At 48.2% G+C, this 16,228-nt stretch carries 14 protein-coding genes; 11 read left to right on the top strand and 3 right to left on the bottom strand.

What is annotated here, in order from left to right; translation table 11 throughout:
• The first annotated feature begins 6 nt into the window (after positions 1 to 6).
• Entirely contained in the window at positions 7 to 1,395 is a 1,389-nt protein-coding gene (locus BLU12_RS01860; RefSeq protein ID WP_091460453.1) for an alanine/glycine:cation symporter family protein, read from the top strand.
• Positions 1,396 to 1,478: 83 nt separating this feature from the next.
• On the opposite strand, the gene deoC is transcribed toward BLU12_RS01860, so the two are convergent.
• Entirely contained in the window at positions 1,479 to 2,144 is a 666-nt protein-coding gene (gene deoC / locus BLU12_RS01855) for a deoxyribose-phosphate aldolase (protein ID WP_091460156.1), read from the bottom strand.
• 236 nt (positions 2,145 to 2,380) lie between these two features.
• Here deoC and BLU12_RS01850 point away from each other — a divergent pair, with 236 nt between their 5' ends.
• A complete protein-coding gene (locus BLU12_RS01850) occupies positions 2,381 to 3,655 on the top strand; it encodes a serine hydroxymethyltransferase (protein WP_091460154.1) in 1,275 nt (424 codons plus the stop codon).
• A gap of 75 nt (positions 3,656 to 3,730) precedes the next feature.
• Here BLU12_RS01850 and purE read toward each other — a convergent pair whose 3' ends face one another.
• On the bottom strand, positions 3,731 to 4,252 hold the full coding sequence (gene purE / locus BLU12_RS01845; protein WP_091460153.1) for a 5-(carboxyamino)imidazole ribonucleotide mutase: 522 nt from the start codon (positions 4,250 to 4,252) through the stop codon (positions 3,731 to 3,733).
• Between the two features lie 348 nt (positions 4,253 to 4,600).
• Between purE and BLU12_RS01840 the strand changes: the two genes are divergently transcribed.
• From BLU12_RS01840 to BLU12_RS01830, 3 genes are all read left to right on the top strand, one after another.
• Positions 4,601 to 5,638: a TRAP transporter substrate-binding protein gene (locus tag BLU12_RS01840; RefSeq protein ID WP_234945372.1), complete on the top strand. Its 1,038-nt coding sequence runs from the start codon at positions 4,601 to 4,603 to the stop codon at positions 5,636 to 5,638.
• Positions 5,639 to 5,700: 62 nt separating this feature from the next.
• Positions 5,701 to 6,282 (top strand): TRAP transporter small permease, encoded by a 582-nt coding sequence (locus BLU12_RS01835; protein WP_091460151.1) that lies wholly within the window; start codon positions 5,701 to 5,703, stop codon positions 6,280 to 6,282.
• Positions 6,283 to 6,322: 40 nt separating this feature from the next.
• Positions 6,323 to 7,612: a TRAP transporter large permease gene (locus BLU12_RS01830; protein ID WP_091460150.1), complete on the top strand. Its 1,290-nt coding sequence runs from the start codon at positions 6,323 to 6,325 to the stop codon at positions 7,610 to 7,612.
• Between the two features lie 187 nt (positions 7,613 to 7,799).
• Here the strand turns inward: BLU12_RS01830 and BLU12_RS01825 are convergent, their stop codons facing one another.
• Positions 7,800 to 8,717 carry a LysR family transcriptional regulator gene (locus tag BLU12_RS01825; protein WP_234945371.1) on the bottom strand — a complete coding sequence of 306 codons (918 nt, stop codon included), beginning with the start codon at positions 8,715 to 8,717 and terminating at the stop codon, positions 7,800 to 7,802.
• A 114-nt stretch (positions 8,718 to 8,831) separates the two neighbouring features.
• Here BLU12_RS01825 and BLU12_RS01820 point away from each other — a divergent pair, with 114 nt between their 5' ends.
• Genes BLU12_RS01820 through BLU12_RS01795 form a run of 6 tightly spaced genes read left to right on the top strand, consistent with a single transcriptional unit; the run spans position 8,832 to position 16,193 of the window.
• Positions 8,832 to 10,043, top strand: a complete 1,212-nt coding sequence (locus tag BLU12_RS01820) for a YgeY family selenium metabolism-linked hydrolase (RefSeq protein WP_091460449.1) — start codon at positions 8,832 to 8,834, stop codon at positions 10,041 to 10,043.
• A 35-nt stretch (positions 10,044 to 10,078) separates the two neighbouring features.
• Positions 10,079 to 11,326, top strand: coding sequence for a threonine synthase (thrC, locus tag BLU12_RS01815; RefSeq protein ID WP_091460147.1), 1,248 nt, complete (start codon positions 10,079 to 10,081; stop codon positions 11,324 to 11,326).
• A gap of 28 nt (positions 11,327 to 11,354) precedes the next feature.
• Entirely contained in the window at positions 11,355 to 12,830 is a 1,476-nt protein-coding gene (locus BLU12_RS01810) for a pyridoxal-phosphate dependent enzyme (protein ID WP_091460145.1), read from the top strand.
• Between the two features lie 33 nt (positions 12,831 to 12,863).
• Positions 12,864 to 14,069, top strand: coding sequence for a YgeY family selenium metabolism-linked hydrolase (locus BLU12_RS01805; RefSeq protein WP_091460143.1), 1,206 nt, complete (start codon positions 12,864 to 12,866; stop codon positions 14,067 to 14,069).
• Positions 14,070 to 14,088: 19 nt separating this feature from the next.
• Positions 14,089 to 15,072 carry an ornithine carbamoyltransferase gene (locus BLU12_RS01800; RefSeq protein WP_091460142.1) on the top strand — a complete coding sequence of 328 codons (984 nt, stop codon included), beginning with the start codon at positions 14,089 to 14,091 and terminating at the stop codon, positions 15,070 to 15,072.
• Positions 15,073 to 15,101: 29 nt separating this feature from the next.
• The gene (locus tag BLU12_RS01795; protein WP_091460141.1) at positions 15,102 to 16,193 is read left to right on the top strand and encodes a 4Fe-4S dicluster-binding protein; all 1,092 of its coding nucleotides are present in this window, start codon (positions 15,102 to 15,104) and stop codon (positions 16,191 to 16,193) included.
• Positions 16,194 to 16,228: the final 35 nt, after the last annotated feature.

Here is a 16,228-nt window from a genome sequence, read left to right as displayed (position 1 = left end):
TTGTTGATGGAGCTTGTAAAGGCGGCGAATGGAATTTTATGGGGTAGTTTGATGATATGGCTATTGATAGGAACGGGCGTTTTCTACACGGTTCGCCTGGGCTTCCCTCAAATACGCCATATAGGACATGTGTTTAAGGTGTTGTTGGGAAGCAGAAAAGCGGAGGAGAAGGGCATTTCTTCCTTTCAGGCCCTCTGCACTGGTTTGGCAGCGCAAGTGGGTACGGGTAACATCGCCGGAGTTGCGACTGCCTTGGTCTCAGGAGGGCCCGGAGCTGTCTTTTGGATGTGGATTACGGCTTTGGTAGGCATGGCTACAATTTCTGCCGAAGCCATCCTGGCCCAGCTTTTCAGGGTCAAAAACGCAGACGGTACATATCGTGGCGGACCGGCCTATTACTTGGAAAAGGGCCTTGGGCAAAGGTGGATGGGCGTCCTTTTTGCCATAAGCATCATCCTGGCCATGCCCTTCGTATTCAATGCGGTGCAGTGTAACTCGATCGTTGCAGGAGTAAGAGGTGCTTTTCTGAAGGAATCTTCAGCAGCAAACATCGAACTTTACCTTGGGATAGTCGTGGCAATAATAACCGGAGTGGTAATTTTTGGGGGCCTGAGAAGGATAGCGAAGGTGGCAGAAATTGTGGTTCCCTTTATGGCAATTATGTATATAGCCATTGCCTTGGTTACCATGATAATGAATATTACGGAAATACCTGCCATTATTTCTCTCATCTTCAAGAGCGCTTTTGGGGTGAGGCAGGTCGCCGGCGGCATAATGGGACATACCGTGGCACAGGCTTTAAGATATGGAGTGGCGAGGGGGCTTTTCTCTAACGAAGCAGGCATGGGTTCCACTCCGAATGCCCATGCTACAGCCGAGGTGAAACATCCTGCGCGCCAAGGCTTTATCGCCATGTTCGGTGTTTTCGTCGATACTGTAATAGTATGTTCGGCCACTACAATGTTCATTCTGCTCTCAGGACAGCTTTCCAGCGGGCTTACTGGTGTTGAGCTGACCCAAACTTCCATGCAGACGGTCGTGGGCTCATGGGGTCCCTACTTCATTAGTATAGCTCTTATGTTTTTTGCCTGGACATCGATATTGGGAAATTACTACTACGGAGAAAGCAATCTGATGTATTTGTTTTCCGGGTCCGGCAGCAATATCATGCTTTTAATTTACAGGCTCGGGGTTTTGGGAATGATAATATTTGGAGCTGTTAGCTCCGTGCCTCTGGTATGGGAATTGGCCGATTTCTTCAACGGTTTGATGGCCCTGCTCAACCTCGTTGGTATCATTTGTCTCTCGGGAATAGTCGTCAAAGTTTTCAGGGATTACGAAAATCAATTGAGGTTGAATCCAGAGCGGGAGCCCGTTTATGCCAGAAAAGAGTAGCTTATATTAACAAAAGCACCAAGTTTTAACTTAGAATTGCCGGTTACAGGCATCTTTTAAATGGCGACTGTAACCGGCAATTCTTAAACCAAAGGATCAAAAGAGGACATTATTTGAGGCCCGCTGCTCGTTCCTATCCTGGTTGCACCAACTTTTATAAAAGCGTAAGCGGTTTTAAAATCGCGAATTCCTCCGGCGGCTTTAACCCCTATGTTTGCTGGTACATTTTCGCGAAGGATCTTCACGTCTTCTATCGTTGCTCCGCCGCTTCCAAATCCTGTAGAGGTTTTGACGAAATTTGCTCCCGCTTTGACCGACAGCCGGCAGCCTCTCGCTTTCTCTTCATCCGTCAGATAACAGCACTCAAGTATAACCTTTACCGTAGCGCCGTCAGCGGCTTTTACTACGGCGGAGATGTCTTTTATGACAAATTTGTCATCCCCATCCTTCAGGGCTCCGATATTTATGACCATATCTATCTCGGATGCGCCGCTTCTTAGGGCATGTTTAGTTTCAAGTGCTTTGGCCTCAGTGAAGGTTGCTCCCAAAGGAAAACCCACAACGGAAGCGACTTTTACGCTAGAACCTTCAAGAAACGATGCTGCTAAGCCCACTCTACAGGGATTTACGCAAACGGCGGCAAAGTTGTATCGAAGGGCATCCTCGCATAAAGTTTTTATATCCGAACGCGCAGCCTTAGGACTTAAATTCGTATGATCGATATATTTTGCAAATTCGTCTTTTGTCATTATTCTTTTCCTCCCCGATATAATCCTTATAACCCTTGCGTGATCGATTTTACCTTTTTTTGTTGGAGAGCGGGGGCTGATTTTTAGGCAAGTCATAGTCATAAGTTTTTTATTATGTAGAACGAAAGGTATAATGAATTGCTTCTTAAAGAATGAAGCTCTAAAATAATATGTAAAGTGCACACTGCTGTCCTCGTGGGAAAGCAGAACAAAAGCCTTTGTCAAGGAGGAGAAAAATGATAGAAAAGAGCTTGATCTCATCGTTATCCCAGGCGGATCCTACGGTTTGCGGGATGATGGAAGGCGAATTATCCAGACAACGCGACGGATTGGAGCTCATTGCTTCGGAAAACTTCGTCTCATTGGCGGTCCTTCAAGCCCAGGGTTCGGTACTTACCAATAAATATGCAGAAGGATACCCTCATAAAAAATACTATGGCGGTTGCGAATACGTGGAGAACATCGAAGAGTTGGCCATAAAGCGGGCGTGTGAACTTTTCGGGGCGGAGCATGCAAACGTTCAGCCTCACTCAGGCACCCAGGCCAACATGGCCGTTTATTTTTCGGTGATGGAGCCGGGCGATACGCTCCTTGCCATGAACCTGGATCAGGGAGGTCACCTTTCGCACGGGCATCCTTTGAACTTTACGGGCAAATGGTATAAGATCGTCCCCTATGGAGTAAAGCCCGATACGGAGACTATAGATTACGAAGCCGTCGAGGCTTTGGCCAAGGAACACAGGCCCAAGGTGATTGTCGCCGGCGCAAGTGCCTATCCGCGTTTCATAGACTTCAAACGTTTCAGCGATATAGCCCGGGAAGTGGGCGCGATTTTGATGGTCGACATGGCTCACATAGCCGGGCTTGTCGCAGGAGGCGCCCATCCCAGCCCTGTGCCTTATGCAGATTTTGTGACCACGACTACCCATAAGACACTGCGCGGTCCGCGGGGCGCCTTGATCCTCTGCAAGGAAAAATACGGTGCGCAGCTGGACCGAACGGTCTTCCCCGGTATCCAGGGAGGCCCTTTCATGCACGTGATAGCAGCCAAAGCGGTATGCTTCCACCTTGCCATGCAACCTGAATTCAAGGAGTACGCCAAGCAGATTGTTGCCAACGCAAAGGCTTTGGCTAAGGGCCTTAGCGAGCGAGGCTTCAGGCTCGTCTCGGGAGGCACGGATAACCACATGATACTTGTGGATCTGCGGAGCAAAAATATAACGGGCAAGGATGCTGAAAAAGTCTTGGAAGGCGTGGGCATCACCGTAAACAAGAACATGATCCCCTTTGACCCCGAAAAGCCGATGGTGACAAGCGGCATTCGCATAGGAACTCCTGCTTTAACGACCAGGGGAATGAAAGAAAAGGAGATGGAGCTCGTAGCCGACCTAATCGACAGAGCCTTGTCCAATCCCGACAACGAAAGCGAAAAAGAAAAGGTTTACCGCGAGGTCAAGGAGCTTGCTCACCGCTTCCCGCTTTATCCGGAACTGAGCAATCCTTGGGCTTAAAAGATATTTTGTAGGATTTGGCGAAAAAACTGGCCTGCGCCGATGAGGGTGTAGGCCAGTTTTTGAATAAAGGTCTTAGCCTAAAAATGCCTCTGGAGGAGCTTTAGGAAGCTCGGTCAAAGTGTCTCGTGCCGTTGATACTTTCTTTGATGCCTTCTCCCGGTATTGTGTGGTCTTTTTGCTGCATGAGGAATCTTGAAGGGAAAGAATTTGAACCGCAAGGAGGGCAGCATTGACAGCCTGTCCTATCCCCACGGTCGCGACTGGTATTCCCGGAGGCATTTGAGCCATGGCAAGCAGGGCATCCATGCCCTTTAATGGGCCTACTTCCAACGGGAGGCCTATGACGGGAAGCGTCGTATGGGCGGCCAAAACACCCGGCAAAGCAGCTGAAAGCCCGGCTGCGGCTATAATTACCTTGATACCCCGGTCATTTGCCGTTTTAGCGTAGTTTGCCACGTCCTTTGGAGTCCTGTGAGCTGAAGCTATCGTGACTTCAAAAGGAACCTCCAATTCCTTCAATACGTCAAAAGCGCCCTTCAGGCGCTCTACATCTGAGTCCGACCCCATCACTATGCCTATTAGCGGTTTGTCCATTTCAAGTCCTCCTTAGTCGGTAGTTTTTGCAAGTGTAATTTTTTTGAAAAAATGTTAAACGACAATCTTGACTTTACTTTAAATGATAAGTTTAGTCTAAAGTATATCAAAAATAAAAGCCATTTGTAATTTGTCGTATATTCAAATATCGTATATTCTGATATAATGTGAAAGAGCATTATATTTGTGTAAAGCATATTGGATTAGACGTATTAATATGATACATCGTAGACATTAACAAATGATAACGTCCTAAATTTTTTTCACGAAATCTGGTCTATACTGTTTGCTCGGAAATTGACGTAAGTTGAAGGATAAATTAAAAATAGAGAAAGGGAGGAAAAAATCATGAAAGCTGAGAGAAAATGTGTCGTTTTTATGGTAGCCTTTGTGTTTCTGTTTGTTTCGTCGGTAGCTTTTGGAGCAGAAAAAGTAATAAAGCTATCGCACCTCAACCCCCAACAACCCTTTGAGGTTGCCACTGCGGCCATGTCTGCCGTATTCAAAAACATCGTAGAGTCGGAAAGCGGCGGTGCATTAAAGGTAGAGATCTATCCTGCCGGGCAGTTGGGCAACGAGCGCGAGACCATGGAGCAGGTGCAATTGGGAGTGATTCAAAGCTACATCGCTTCTGCTGGAGGAATTGCCATTTTTTATCCCCTCTATAGCATATTGGACATACCCTTCGCCTTGCCCAATTACGAGGTGGCGTGGAAGGTATTTGACGGTCCTTTTGGCCAATATCTTGCCAAAGATATTGAGGAAAAGACTGGATATAAGGTGCTTGGCTTTGGCGAATCGGGAGGATTTTTTCAAATAACGAATAGCAAAAGACCTATTAAAAGCGTAGCAGATATGAAGGGTTTAAAGATCCGGACCATGACTATTCCAACACATGAGGAATTAATGAGGCTTTATGGGGCTGCTCCGACTCCTGTTGCATGGGCTGAGGTTTATACTGCCCTGCAAACGGGCGTGGTGGACGGACAACATAATCCAATTCCCATCATTCTCACCGGAAGGCTCTATGAGGTTCAAAAATACATAACGATTACGAATCACTTATACAGTCCTTATTGTTGGGTGATGAACAAAGATTTCTATAATTCCTTAAGCGAAACAGAAAGAGAGATAGTGGATCGAGCGGCAAGAGAAGCAAATGTTTCGGGCAGAGGGCTTAACAGAATTATAGAGGCCTCAGACAAGGGGTTACCGACACTGATTAAGGCCGGTATGGAAGTGAACGTCCTTTCTCCTGAATCTTTGGAGGAGTTTAGGCGTATAGGAAGGGAAGGTATGATGGAATTCATTGAAAAGAGGTTTAAGGACGAAGGAGTCGAATTGGCGGAGAAATATTTAAAAGCTATTGAAGAGGCAGAAGATTAAACATAACCGTGGAGAGCAAGTTAGCGTCCTTGCTCTCCATTGAAATATTTTGGAGGGACTAAATGACTGATAAATCAAATGCTAAAAACAATATTGACTACTTTAAAGTTATAAGCAAGGCGGGAGATCTCTTAGAGAAAATAGTTTCAGTGCCAGTGTTCGTCTTCTCTATTGCTATGACTGTTACAGTTTTATTAGGCGTGTTCTTTCGCTATTTGCTCAGGACGCCTCTCGGTTGGACCGAGGAATTGTCAAGGTACTTGATGATATGGATGGCATTACTTTCAGTTGCATTGTGTATATGGAGACATGAGCATGTGGGGGTAACTCTTTTTATTAAGAAAATTCCCATTAAAATAGCCAAAGCGATAGTATTATTTTCAAATATATTGGTATTTTATTTTTTATATGTATTGACGAAATATGGCTTTATAATGGCGGACAAGGGGAAATATCAAATTTCAAGCGCGTTAAATACGACAATGAAATGGTGGTTGATGGCTGTACCAGTAAGTTCAATTGTTTGTATGGTTTTTTTGGCCTGCAAAATGTTTCTCGACATTAAGAGATCAAATATAGAGGAGATCTTGATGTCCGAGGAAGTATTGGATGCTGTAAAAAGGGAAGAAAAACTAGATATTTGAACAATCTTGACATGATCATGATAAAGAAAGGAAGATTAACTTGACGAGTTACATAGCCATTTTGTTCACTATTTTCATTATAATCGGCATGCCGATTGGCTTTGTCCTTGGCGTAACTGGTCTTTTGGGAATGCTGAAAACTGGGATTCCTTCAGCATTGTACCTAGTTCCTCAACGCTATTTCGCTGGTGTAGATATGTTTACTTTAATGGCAATGCCTTTTTTCATCCTTGCAGGTGAAATAATGAATAAATCGGGAATAACATCCCGTTTGGTGAAGTTTAGCAACGTCTTAGTCGGCCATTTGAGAGGCGGTTTAGCCCATGCCAACATAGTTGCATCTATTTTCTTCGCCGGCATAACAGGAGCAGCAGTTAGTGATACCGCAGCCATTGGGTCGATGTTGATCCCCGGAATGGTAAAGGAAGGTTATGATAAGGATTTTTCTGCTGCCGTTACAGCAGCTTCATCAATTATTGGGCCGACGATCCCACCGTCAAATATAATGGTAATATACGGAGCTTTTATGCAGGTCTCAATAGCAGGTCTTTTTTTAGCGGGTTTTATCCCTGGTCTGTTAATAGCTGCCGTAGAGATGATAGTCACCGCTAGAATAGCGAAAAAGCGAGGCTATCCGGTGGGGGAACGCAGGGCAACGATTGGTGAAATTTGGAAGGCCTTCAAGGAGGCGGCTGTTGCATTGGTAATGCCTGTTATAATTTTAGGAGGCATTTTGAGTGGTTTGTTTACTCCAACGGAAGCCGCTTCAGTAGCAGTTGCCTATGCCTTCATAATTGGACATTTCGTTTACGGAAATATAACCTATAGGGATCTTTGGCCTCTATGCATGAAGATGGCACGAACGACGGGCGTGGTGTTTTTGGTAATAGCTTCGGCTACGATTTTAGGTTGGGTTCTTACAATGGAGCAAATTCCCGAAAAGGTTGCAACTTTAATGTTGAGTATCAGCACCAACAAATGGATAGTTATCTCAATGATCTTGTTGATCCTGTTGTTTATAGGCATGTTCATGGATATTACAGCTGCCTTGATCATCTTGGGGCCAATACTGCATCCTTTAGCGGTTAGTTTAGGTTTTGATCCTATTCACTTTGGAATCATCATGATACTATCTCTAAACGTAGCTCTCATGACACCGCCCGTAGGAGCTTGCCTGTTCGTTGCCTGTGGTATAAGCAAGATTACTCTGGAGCAACTTAGCAGAGAGATATTCCCCTATATAGTAGTCGTTTACATAGCCTTAATTATCATTACTTTTATCCCTGGAATTACTTTGTTCTTGCCCAGGTTGTTTGGTTTCGCGAACTAGCTCGAAGGTCCTTTCGGGAGAAGGTTTGCATTTCCTCGGCCCGATACTGGTAAGATGTTCAGCATGTTGCCGTGTAGGGTTTTTCCATGAATATCTTTATCTTGTGTATCCTCATCTAATTTTATCTCCACGTGGCGATAAAGGGTTGTAATAACCGTGTTTACGACATAATTATAACAATTTTAAATTAGGGCAGATATCCCTTCAAGATTTTTTGAAAGGCCCAGGAGGGATAGCTCGGTTCTTCTTCTTTGTGGGTTAGCATGAGGAAATTAAAACTCAATTCATCGATTCCCGAAAGGGGAAGCTCGATAAGGCTTCCCTGGTTGATGTCTTCCCGGACCGCGAGCTTGCTCGTCAGCGCCACTCCCACACGATGTCTCACCGCTTCCTTCAGAAGATCGATGTTACCGACGTCAATGACGGTATCGATATGTATGTGATGTCGTTTCAAAAAGGCGAGGGCTATCTCGTTAATGCTTGAGGGCGTAGATGCGAATACAAGGGGCTCCCCCGACAATTGCGATGGCTTTATTTTTTCCTCTTCTCGCCACGGATGTCCTGGCCAGGCTATTAAGGCCATGCGATCTTCGTATATTTTAGTAATTCTTAAGTGAGGAGAAAAGACGGCAGCTCCATCGGGCATGAAGCCAATGTCAACTCTTTTGGATTCGACGGCGGATTTTATCTCGCTAGCATCGAGAGTGTAGAGGGACAGGTCTATTTTTGGATAGCTTTTATGAAATTCCAAGAGAGGATTCATTAGAAGATACTGTGCCAAATGATGGGTGCTGGCCATGTTTAATTTCCCCACCTCCAGGCTTTTGCTGGCCTTGAGCTTTTCTGCTATATGCTCTGCATTTTCAACGATCTCCTTGGCGCTATCCCGGAAAATCTTGCCCTCTGCTGTAATACAAAGACGCCTGCCCCTTTTTTCGAAAAGTTTAATATCGAATTCTTCCTCCAGAGCCTTTATTTGCTGGCTTACGGCCGACTGAGTGATGAAAAGTTTGAAGGCAGCCTGCGTTATGGACATTTCCTCGCAAACGGCGAGAAAGGTCTTTAGCTGTTGTAGGGTCATCTCATCGATCTCTCCCTTTATCATTTGTATAAGACATGCCTAAAGTATATCAAAAATATTTATTAATTGTAACTTATAGAATATCAGTTATAATAAAGATCAACAAATGATTCCCATAATGGCGAGGTTAGTGTATTGGTGCAGGAAACCGTTCAAGCGATTGCGGGACAGGTCTCACCTCAAACTATAACGGAGTTATGTTCCAAGTTGGTATCCATCCCCAGTACGTCAGGCAGGGAGGAAAGGATCGCCTATTATATCCACGACCTCATGCTGTCGCTTGGTTACGATGAGGTAATTATGGACGAGATGGGAAACGTCGTCGGAAAGATTGCGTTTAATCCCGGAGGAAGGCGCCTTCTCTTCGAGGCGCAAATGGATCACGTCGGCGTTAGCGATGCCATTGAATGGTCCTTTTACCCCTACGGGGGGACGGTCATCGATGGCCATATCTGCGGAAGGGGATCGGTTGACGCAAAGGGCAGCTTAGCTGCGATGATAATCGCCGGCAGTGAACTTAAAAAGTGCTCCGATTTTCTTTATGGCGAACTTGCCGTCGCTTGCGTCGTCAACCAAGAGGTTGCCGAAGGTGTAGCTTCGTCTAAAGTATACGAGATCTTCGAGCCCGATGGCGTTGTGATCGGAGAAGCGTCTAATTTAAACATCAAAAGGGGCCAACGAGGAAGGGCGGAGATTGTCATTGAAGCCCAGGGAAAAAGCGCTCACACCTCTTTTCCTCTTTCAGGTGTAAATGCAGCCGAAAAGATGGTCTTTCTCCTCACGTTTATAAAGCAGCATTTCCTGCCGCCCCGCCACTACTTACTTGGAGACGGAATCATGGTCCTGACCGATTTGTCCACCGCCCCATCCATGGGAACGAGCGTTTTGCCCGACAACTGCGTGGCCACATGCGACAGGAGGCTTTTGGCCGGCGAGGCGGAAAGCAGGGTAGTGGAAGAAGTGGCACGCCTGATATCTTTGGCACGTGACATAGACCCGGATATCCAGGCCGACGTAAAGGTGGCTGAGGATTATGTGCAGTGTTTTACGGGAAAGAGGATCAAGGTGAAGCATTTCGCCCCGGGTTGGTTTTTCGGAGAAAACGAAGAATTGATCGAAAGGGCCTTGAGAGGGTTGCACTACCTGGATATGGAGCCTTCCCTTTCCGAATCCGGGTTTGGGACGAACGGCTGCTTTTACGGTGGAATTAAAGGCATCCCCACGATTAGCTTCGGTCCATCCAAAGAACAGCTAGCTCATACAAAAGACGAAAGAGTGAACATCAAGCAGCTTGTCAAGGCCACTCAGGGATATGCGGCTATAGCCGCGTCCTATCTCGATGCTTCGTAGTTTTTACAATATTAAAGATAAAAGGTTAGGAGGTAATGATCGTGGCTTCAGCGGATAAACTAAAGTGCGTGCTCTGCGGAAGGGAATTCGACCCAAAAAGCGACGTCTTTACCTGTCCGGATTGTGGGCCCGACGGCACATTGGACGTATTGTACGACTACGGGGAGGTGAAGCGGCAATTTACGCCCGAGGCTTTAGCCGGAAATAAAGAAAGAAGCATCTCCCGCTACATTGAGCTTCTTCCCATAAATGACCCGACCTTTTTCCCAAACTTGAAAGTCGGCTCTTCACCTCTTTATGAAAGCGCCTATTGGGCAAAAAAACTGAAAGTTAAACAGGTCCTGATAAAAGACGACGGAAGAAACCCAACTGCTTCCTTTAAGGACAGGGCAAGCTTTATCGGCGTGGCAAAGGCTAAAGAAAAGGGCGCTACGTCCATAGCGTGCGCCTCTACCGGTAACGCCGCAAGCTCTCTGGCCGGATGTGCTGCCGTCGCAGGGCTTGACTGCTACATATTCGTGCCCGAAAAGGCCCCAGTAAACAAGGTGACCCAGCTTTTAATCTACGGGGCCAAGGTCTTTTTGGTAAAGGGCACCTACGAGGATGCCTTTAAGCTCGCCGTGAAGGCCATAGATGCTTACGGTTGGTACAACAGAAACAGCGCCATCAATCCCTATCTAGTGGAGGGCAAAAAGACCTGCGGGCTTGAGCTGGCCGAGGAGCTGTCCTTCGACCTGCCCGACAAGGTGTTCGTCTCGGTAGGCGACGGCTGCATAATAAGCAGCTTTTACAAGGCCTTTTACGACTTAAAACAAATCGGATTGATAAGCCAAATCCCGCAGCTGATAGGTGTTCAGGCAGAAGGCGCTAATCCCATATACAAGGCCTTTAAAGAAGGCAAAAATGTCATCGAAAAGAAGCCCACCAATACGTTGGCCGACAGCATAGCCGTGGGCGAACCGCGAAACTGGGCCAAAGCGCTTCGTGCCGTAAGAAACTCTGGTGGCGATATGGTCGCTGTGTCGGACGACGAGATACTTGAGGCTATGAGGTTGTTGGCCCGCACCAGCGGGGTGTTTGGCGAGCCCGCAGGCGTTACGGGCTTTGCGGGGTTGCTTAAATACGCCCAAACAGGCAAACTGGGCAGCCATGAGCGTGTGGCCGTAATAGTTACCGGAAACGGCCTGAAGGACTCCGAAAGCGCAAAAAGGGCTGCCGGCAGCCCATACGAAGTTGAACCAACCCTTGAAGCGGTAAGCAGGATTATCGGATCTGCAAATTAAAATATACAAACAGAAGGAGAGAGCGAAATTGATAGACCTTACAGTCAACGAAGAGATACTAAAAAAGGCAGTCGAGAGGGCGAAAGAGAGGGGCATCATTCTTCCGACCTTTGAGCAGATGAAAGATCCGACGAAAGTCCCACAGGCTGTTAAGGAAAGACTTAAAAGTGTAGGCCTTTGGGATGTAAATTCCCTTAACCTTTTTCGCATAACCTGGAAGAACGAGCCTAAGGAAAAGGGCGGGACATTTGGCAAGGTCAACTATTTCGTGATGCCGCCCGAGATAACCGGAGTAAAGGCCAAGATAGTTGCCTTGGTCGGCAAGTGGTTCCCTACGGGGGCACATAAGGTAGGCGCGACTTACGGTTGCCTCGTTCCGCGCCTGGTAACGGGACAGTTTGACCCGACCTCGCAAAAGGCAGTCTGGCCATCTACCGGAAATTATTGCAGGGGCGGAGCTTACAATGCCCAGCTTCTGGGGTGCGACTCCATCGCCATACTTCCTGAGGGCATGAGCAGGGAAAGGTTTGAATGGCTTAAAAGCGTCGCAGGCGAGATCATAACCACGCCCGGAGGCGAAAGCAACGTCAAGGAGATCTTCGACAAAACCTGGGAATTAAAGCGCACCAGGGAGGACGTAGTCGTATTCAACCAGTTCGAGGAGTTTGGAAACCACCTGTGGCATTACGAGGTCACAGGACATGCCATGGAAGAAGTGGTTAATGAACTGGCCACTTCGGGAGAAAGGTACTTTGGCGTCGTGCTCACATCCGGCTCGGCCGGGACGCTTGGTTGCGGCGACTACATGAAGACCCTTTATCCGGATAGCAAGATCGCCGTTGGCGAGGCAATGCAGTGCCCAACGCTCCTTTATAACGGCTTCGGTGACCACAGGATCGAAGGCATTGGCGACAAACACGTCCCCTGGATCCATAATGTTAAAAATACCGATATGGTCATCGACATCGACGATGAATCCTGCCTGCGCCTGCTTCGCCTTTTCAACGAGGAGGCAGGAAGAAATTACTTGAAGGCAATCGGCGTTCCCGCTCAAGTCATCGATAACTTGGCACTTCTAGGTATCTCCGGCATCGCAAATGTAATAGGCGCAATCAAGATGGCAAAATACTACGGATTGACGGAACATGACATGGTTTTCACTGTCTTTACTGATTCTGCCGACATGTATCTCTCGAGGATCCGAGAGATGAGCGACCGCGAAGGTCCTTATGACGAGCGCATGGCGGAAAAGGATCACCACGTTCACATGCTGTCTCAGACCTCCGATTGGATGCTTGAGCTTTCCTATTATGACAGGTTCCGCATCCATAACCTCAAGTACTACACATGGGTGGAGCAACAGGGCAAATCGGTCGACGAACTCAACGCCCAGTGGTTCGATTACGACAACTACTGGGGCGGCATACACGGTATGGCTCCGAAGATCGACGAGCTCATAAGAAACTTTAACGAGAGAACAGGGCTTTTAAGTGATTTGGAGTAGCAAATTAAAACAGGCGCGTTAGGGGGGGTCGACGTGGAACTTAGCAAGGAAATTTTATCTAAGGCCGAGGGTTATAGGGCCAACATAAGCAAGTTTTTGAGGGACATCATTGCCCTTCCAAGCCAAAGCTCGGGCGAGGAGGCGGTGATAAAAAGGATTGCCCAGGAGATGGAACATGTGGGCTTCGATAAAGTGGAGATAGACCCCATGGGAAACGTCCTCGGGTACGTGGGAAATGGCTCTAGGTTGATTGCCATGGATGCTCACATAGATACCGTCGACGTGGGAGACCCGTCACTTTGGAAGTTCGATCCCTACAAGGGTTACGAGGACGAAAAAGTCATTGGCGGAAGGGGCGCAAGCGACCAAAAAGGCGGAATGGCTTCCATGGTTTACGGAGCGAAGATAATGAAGGAGCTCGGGCTACTTGGTGATTGCACGGTGCTAATAACGGGTACCGTCCAGGAGGAAGACTGCGACGGCTTGTGTTGGCAGTACATCATCGAGGAAGACAAGATAAGGCCCGAGTTCGTCCTTCTCACCGAGCCGACGTCCTGTAAGGTCCACAGGGGCCAGCGCGGCAGGATGGAGATAAAGGTTACGACCAAAGGAGTGTCCTGCCACGGTTCCGCACCCGAAAGGGGCATAAACGCCATATACAAGATGGCTCCCATCATACTTGAGCTTCGAGCCCTCCACGAAAATCTCGCCTACGATGAGTTTCTGGGCAAGGGAAGTTTAACGGTTTCCGAGATCTTCTTCACGTCACCGTCGAGGTGTGCCGTCGCCGATAGCTGCAGCATCTCCATTGACAGGCGCCTGACTCACGGGGAGACCTGGCAGGAGGCCTTGGAACAGATTAGGAGGCTGCCTGCCGTAAAGGCCAGCGGTGCTGAAGTGTCCCTTTATTCCTACTCGCGTCCCTCCTGGAAAGGGTTGGTCTATCCCACGGACTGCTACTTCCCCACCTGGGTGGTGGAGGAAGACCATCCAGCCTGCAGGACCGTCGTCGAATCCTACAAAAAGCTTTTTGGTGAAGATCCCATAGTCGACAAGTGGACCTTTTCCACCAACGGGGTTTCCATAATGGGCCGTTACGACATTCCCTGCGTGGGCTTTGGCCCTGGACATGAGGATCAGGCTCATGCCCCAAACGAAATAACATGGAAGGACGAACTGGTAAAGGCTGCTGCCCTTTACGCGGCCGTGCCTTACGTATATTCAAATATGAAGAGCTAGTGTGAGGGGGTAAAAAATTATGCAGACGCAGTTTCATAACAAGCATTTTATAACGCTTCAAGAGTGGACCAAGGAAGAGGTCGATACCCTTTTGGACGTCTCCTTTGAGCTCAAAAGACATTTCGCCATGGGAGTTCCGACGCCTTATCTTTCCTATAAGACAATATTTTTGATGTTCTTTGAGCAGTCGACGAGGACGAGAAATTCCATGGAAGCGGGCATTGCCCAGCTCGGAGGACATGCGAACTACCTGGATACCAGCACTATGCAGATCGCCCACGGCGAATCCGCCAAGGACACGGCCATAATACTCTCGCGATTCGGACACGGCATAGCCTGCAGGAACTGCTTTTGGGGCATAGGAAACAAATATCTGCGTGATATGGCTCAGTGGGCCACAGTGCCGGTCATGAATCTCCAGTGCGACCTTTACCACCCCATGCAGGTGCTGGCCGACTTAATGACCATCAAAGAAAAGGTCAAAGACACCCAGAGGCTTAAGGTCTCGATAATCTGGGCTTACGCAACGACCCACAAAAAGCCCATATCGGTGCCGCTGAGTCAGGTCCTTCTTTTCCCGAGGTACGGCATGGACGTGACGCTTGCCTATCCGGAAGGATATGACCTGCCGGATTGGGTCATAAAGCAAGCTGAGGAAAACGCCAAGGCAAACGGCGGAAGCTTAAAGATCACCCACAACCAGGAGGAGGCTTACGAGGGAGCACACGTGGTTATCCCTAAAAACTGGGGAGACTGGGTGACGAACCCCGACCCTGCTGTCATCAATCCTCGCCTTGAGGCCAACAAGCACTGGAAGTGCACCGAGAAGATGATGAGCCTGGCCGACCCGGACGTAATGTACATGCATGCTTTACCGGCAGACCGCAAGAACGAGGTCGAAGACAGCGTAATAGACGGGCCTCACTCCATAGTCTACGACGAAGCCGAAAACAGGATACACACGGCCAAGGCCGTTATGACCCTGACAATGGGCGGAAAGTAAAAATAAGATTAAAGGAGGAGAAGGCAAAAATGGCAAACTTAAAAGTGAAGATAGCGGGGATGGAGTTCGAAAATCCCCTGATAATAGCTGCGGGGCCTCCTTCAAGAAATTACGAGACCATAAAGAGGATGGTGGAGGGGGGAGCAGGCGGCGTCGTTACCAAGACCATATCCGTTAAGGCAGCTGACGTACCCCGCCCCTGCATGGCTGCCTTCAAGGAAAGCTTCGTAAATGCAGAGCTTTGGTCGGAGCATTCGCCTGAGCATTGGCTCGAAAGTGAGTACGGCAAGATTTCTGCTCTACCCGTACCAATAATAGTGGGCCTAGGATATACGGCCGAAGAGCTGACCGATCTCATTCCCAGGACCGAACCCTTCGCCGATGCCTTCGAGCTTTCCACTCACTACGTGGGGCGCGACCTAACTCCTGTGCTAAACACAGTCGCGGCTGCAAGGAAGGCCACCAAAAAGCCGATCATCGTAAAGGTAAGCCCTGGAGTTCCCGATTTGGCTGAACTTGGCAAAAAACTTGAGGAAGTTGGCGTTGACGCCTTGGCTGCCATCAACTCCGTCGGGCCTGCCCTTCGCATAGACTTAAAAACGGGCCTTCCTTACATGGGAAGCGATACGGGCTACGGATGGATTTCAGGACCTGCCATAAAGGGAATCGCCCTTCGACATGTCTTTGAACTGTCACGTGCCGTCTCCATACCCGTTATCGGTGTGGGAGGAGTATCAAGCGGCGAAGATGTCGTTGAAATGTTCATGGCAGGAGCGTCGGCAGTGCAGATATGCACACAGGCCATCATTGAAGGTCCCAAGGCCTTCAAGAGGATAGCTCAAGAAACATCGAAGTGGCTCGACGAACACGGTTACTCGTCCTTAGATGAGATCAAGGGCTTGACCGCCAAGAAGTGGTCTTCCAGGAAAGAACCTCTTGTCAAGGTAAATCCGAGCGTAGACGAGGAAAAGTGCATAGGATGTCGTAAATGCGAGGAGTCCTGCGTTTATGATGCCATAAAGGTTGGTCCTTCCGGCAAGGCAGGCGTTACTCCCGATGCCTGTTTTGGATGCGGGCTTTGCTACACGCGTTGTCCGGTCGGCGCCATTACGCTTTCTTAAACACCTGCACTAGCCCTGTAGGCTCGATGCTACAG

This window comes from Acetomicrobium thermoterrenum DSM 13490 (assembly GCF_900107215.1).
GTDB classification, from domain to species: Bacteria; Synergistota; Synergistia; order Synergistales; family Acetomicrobiaceae; genus Acetomicrobium; species Acetomicrobium thermoterrenum.
This window is presented reverse-complemented; position numbering and strand designations above follow the sequence as displayed.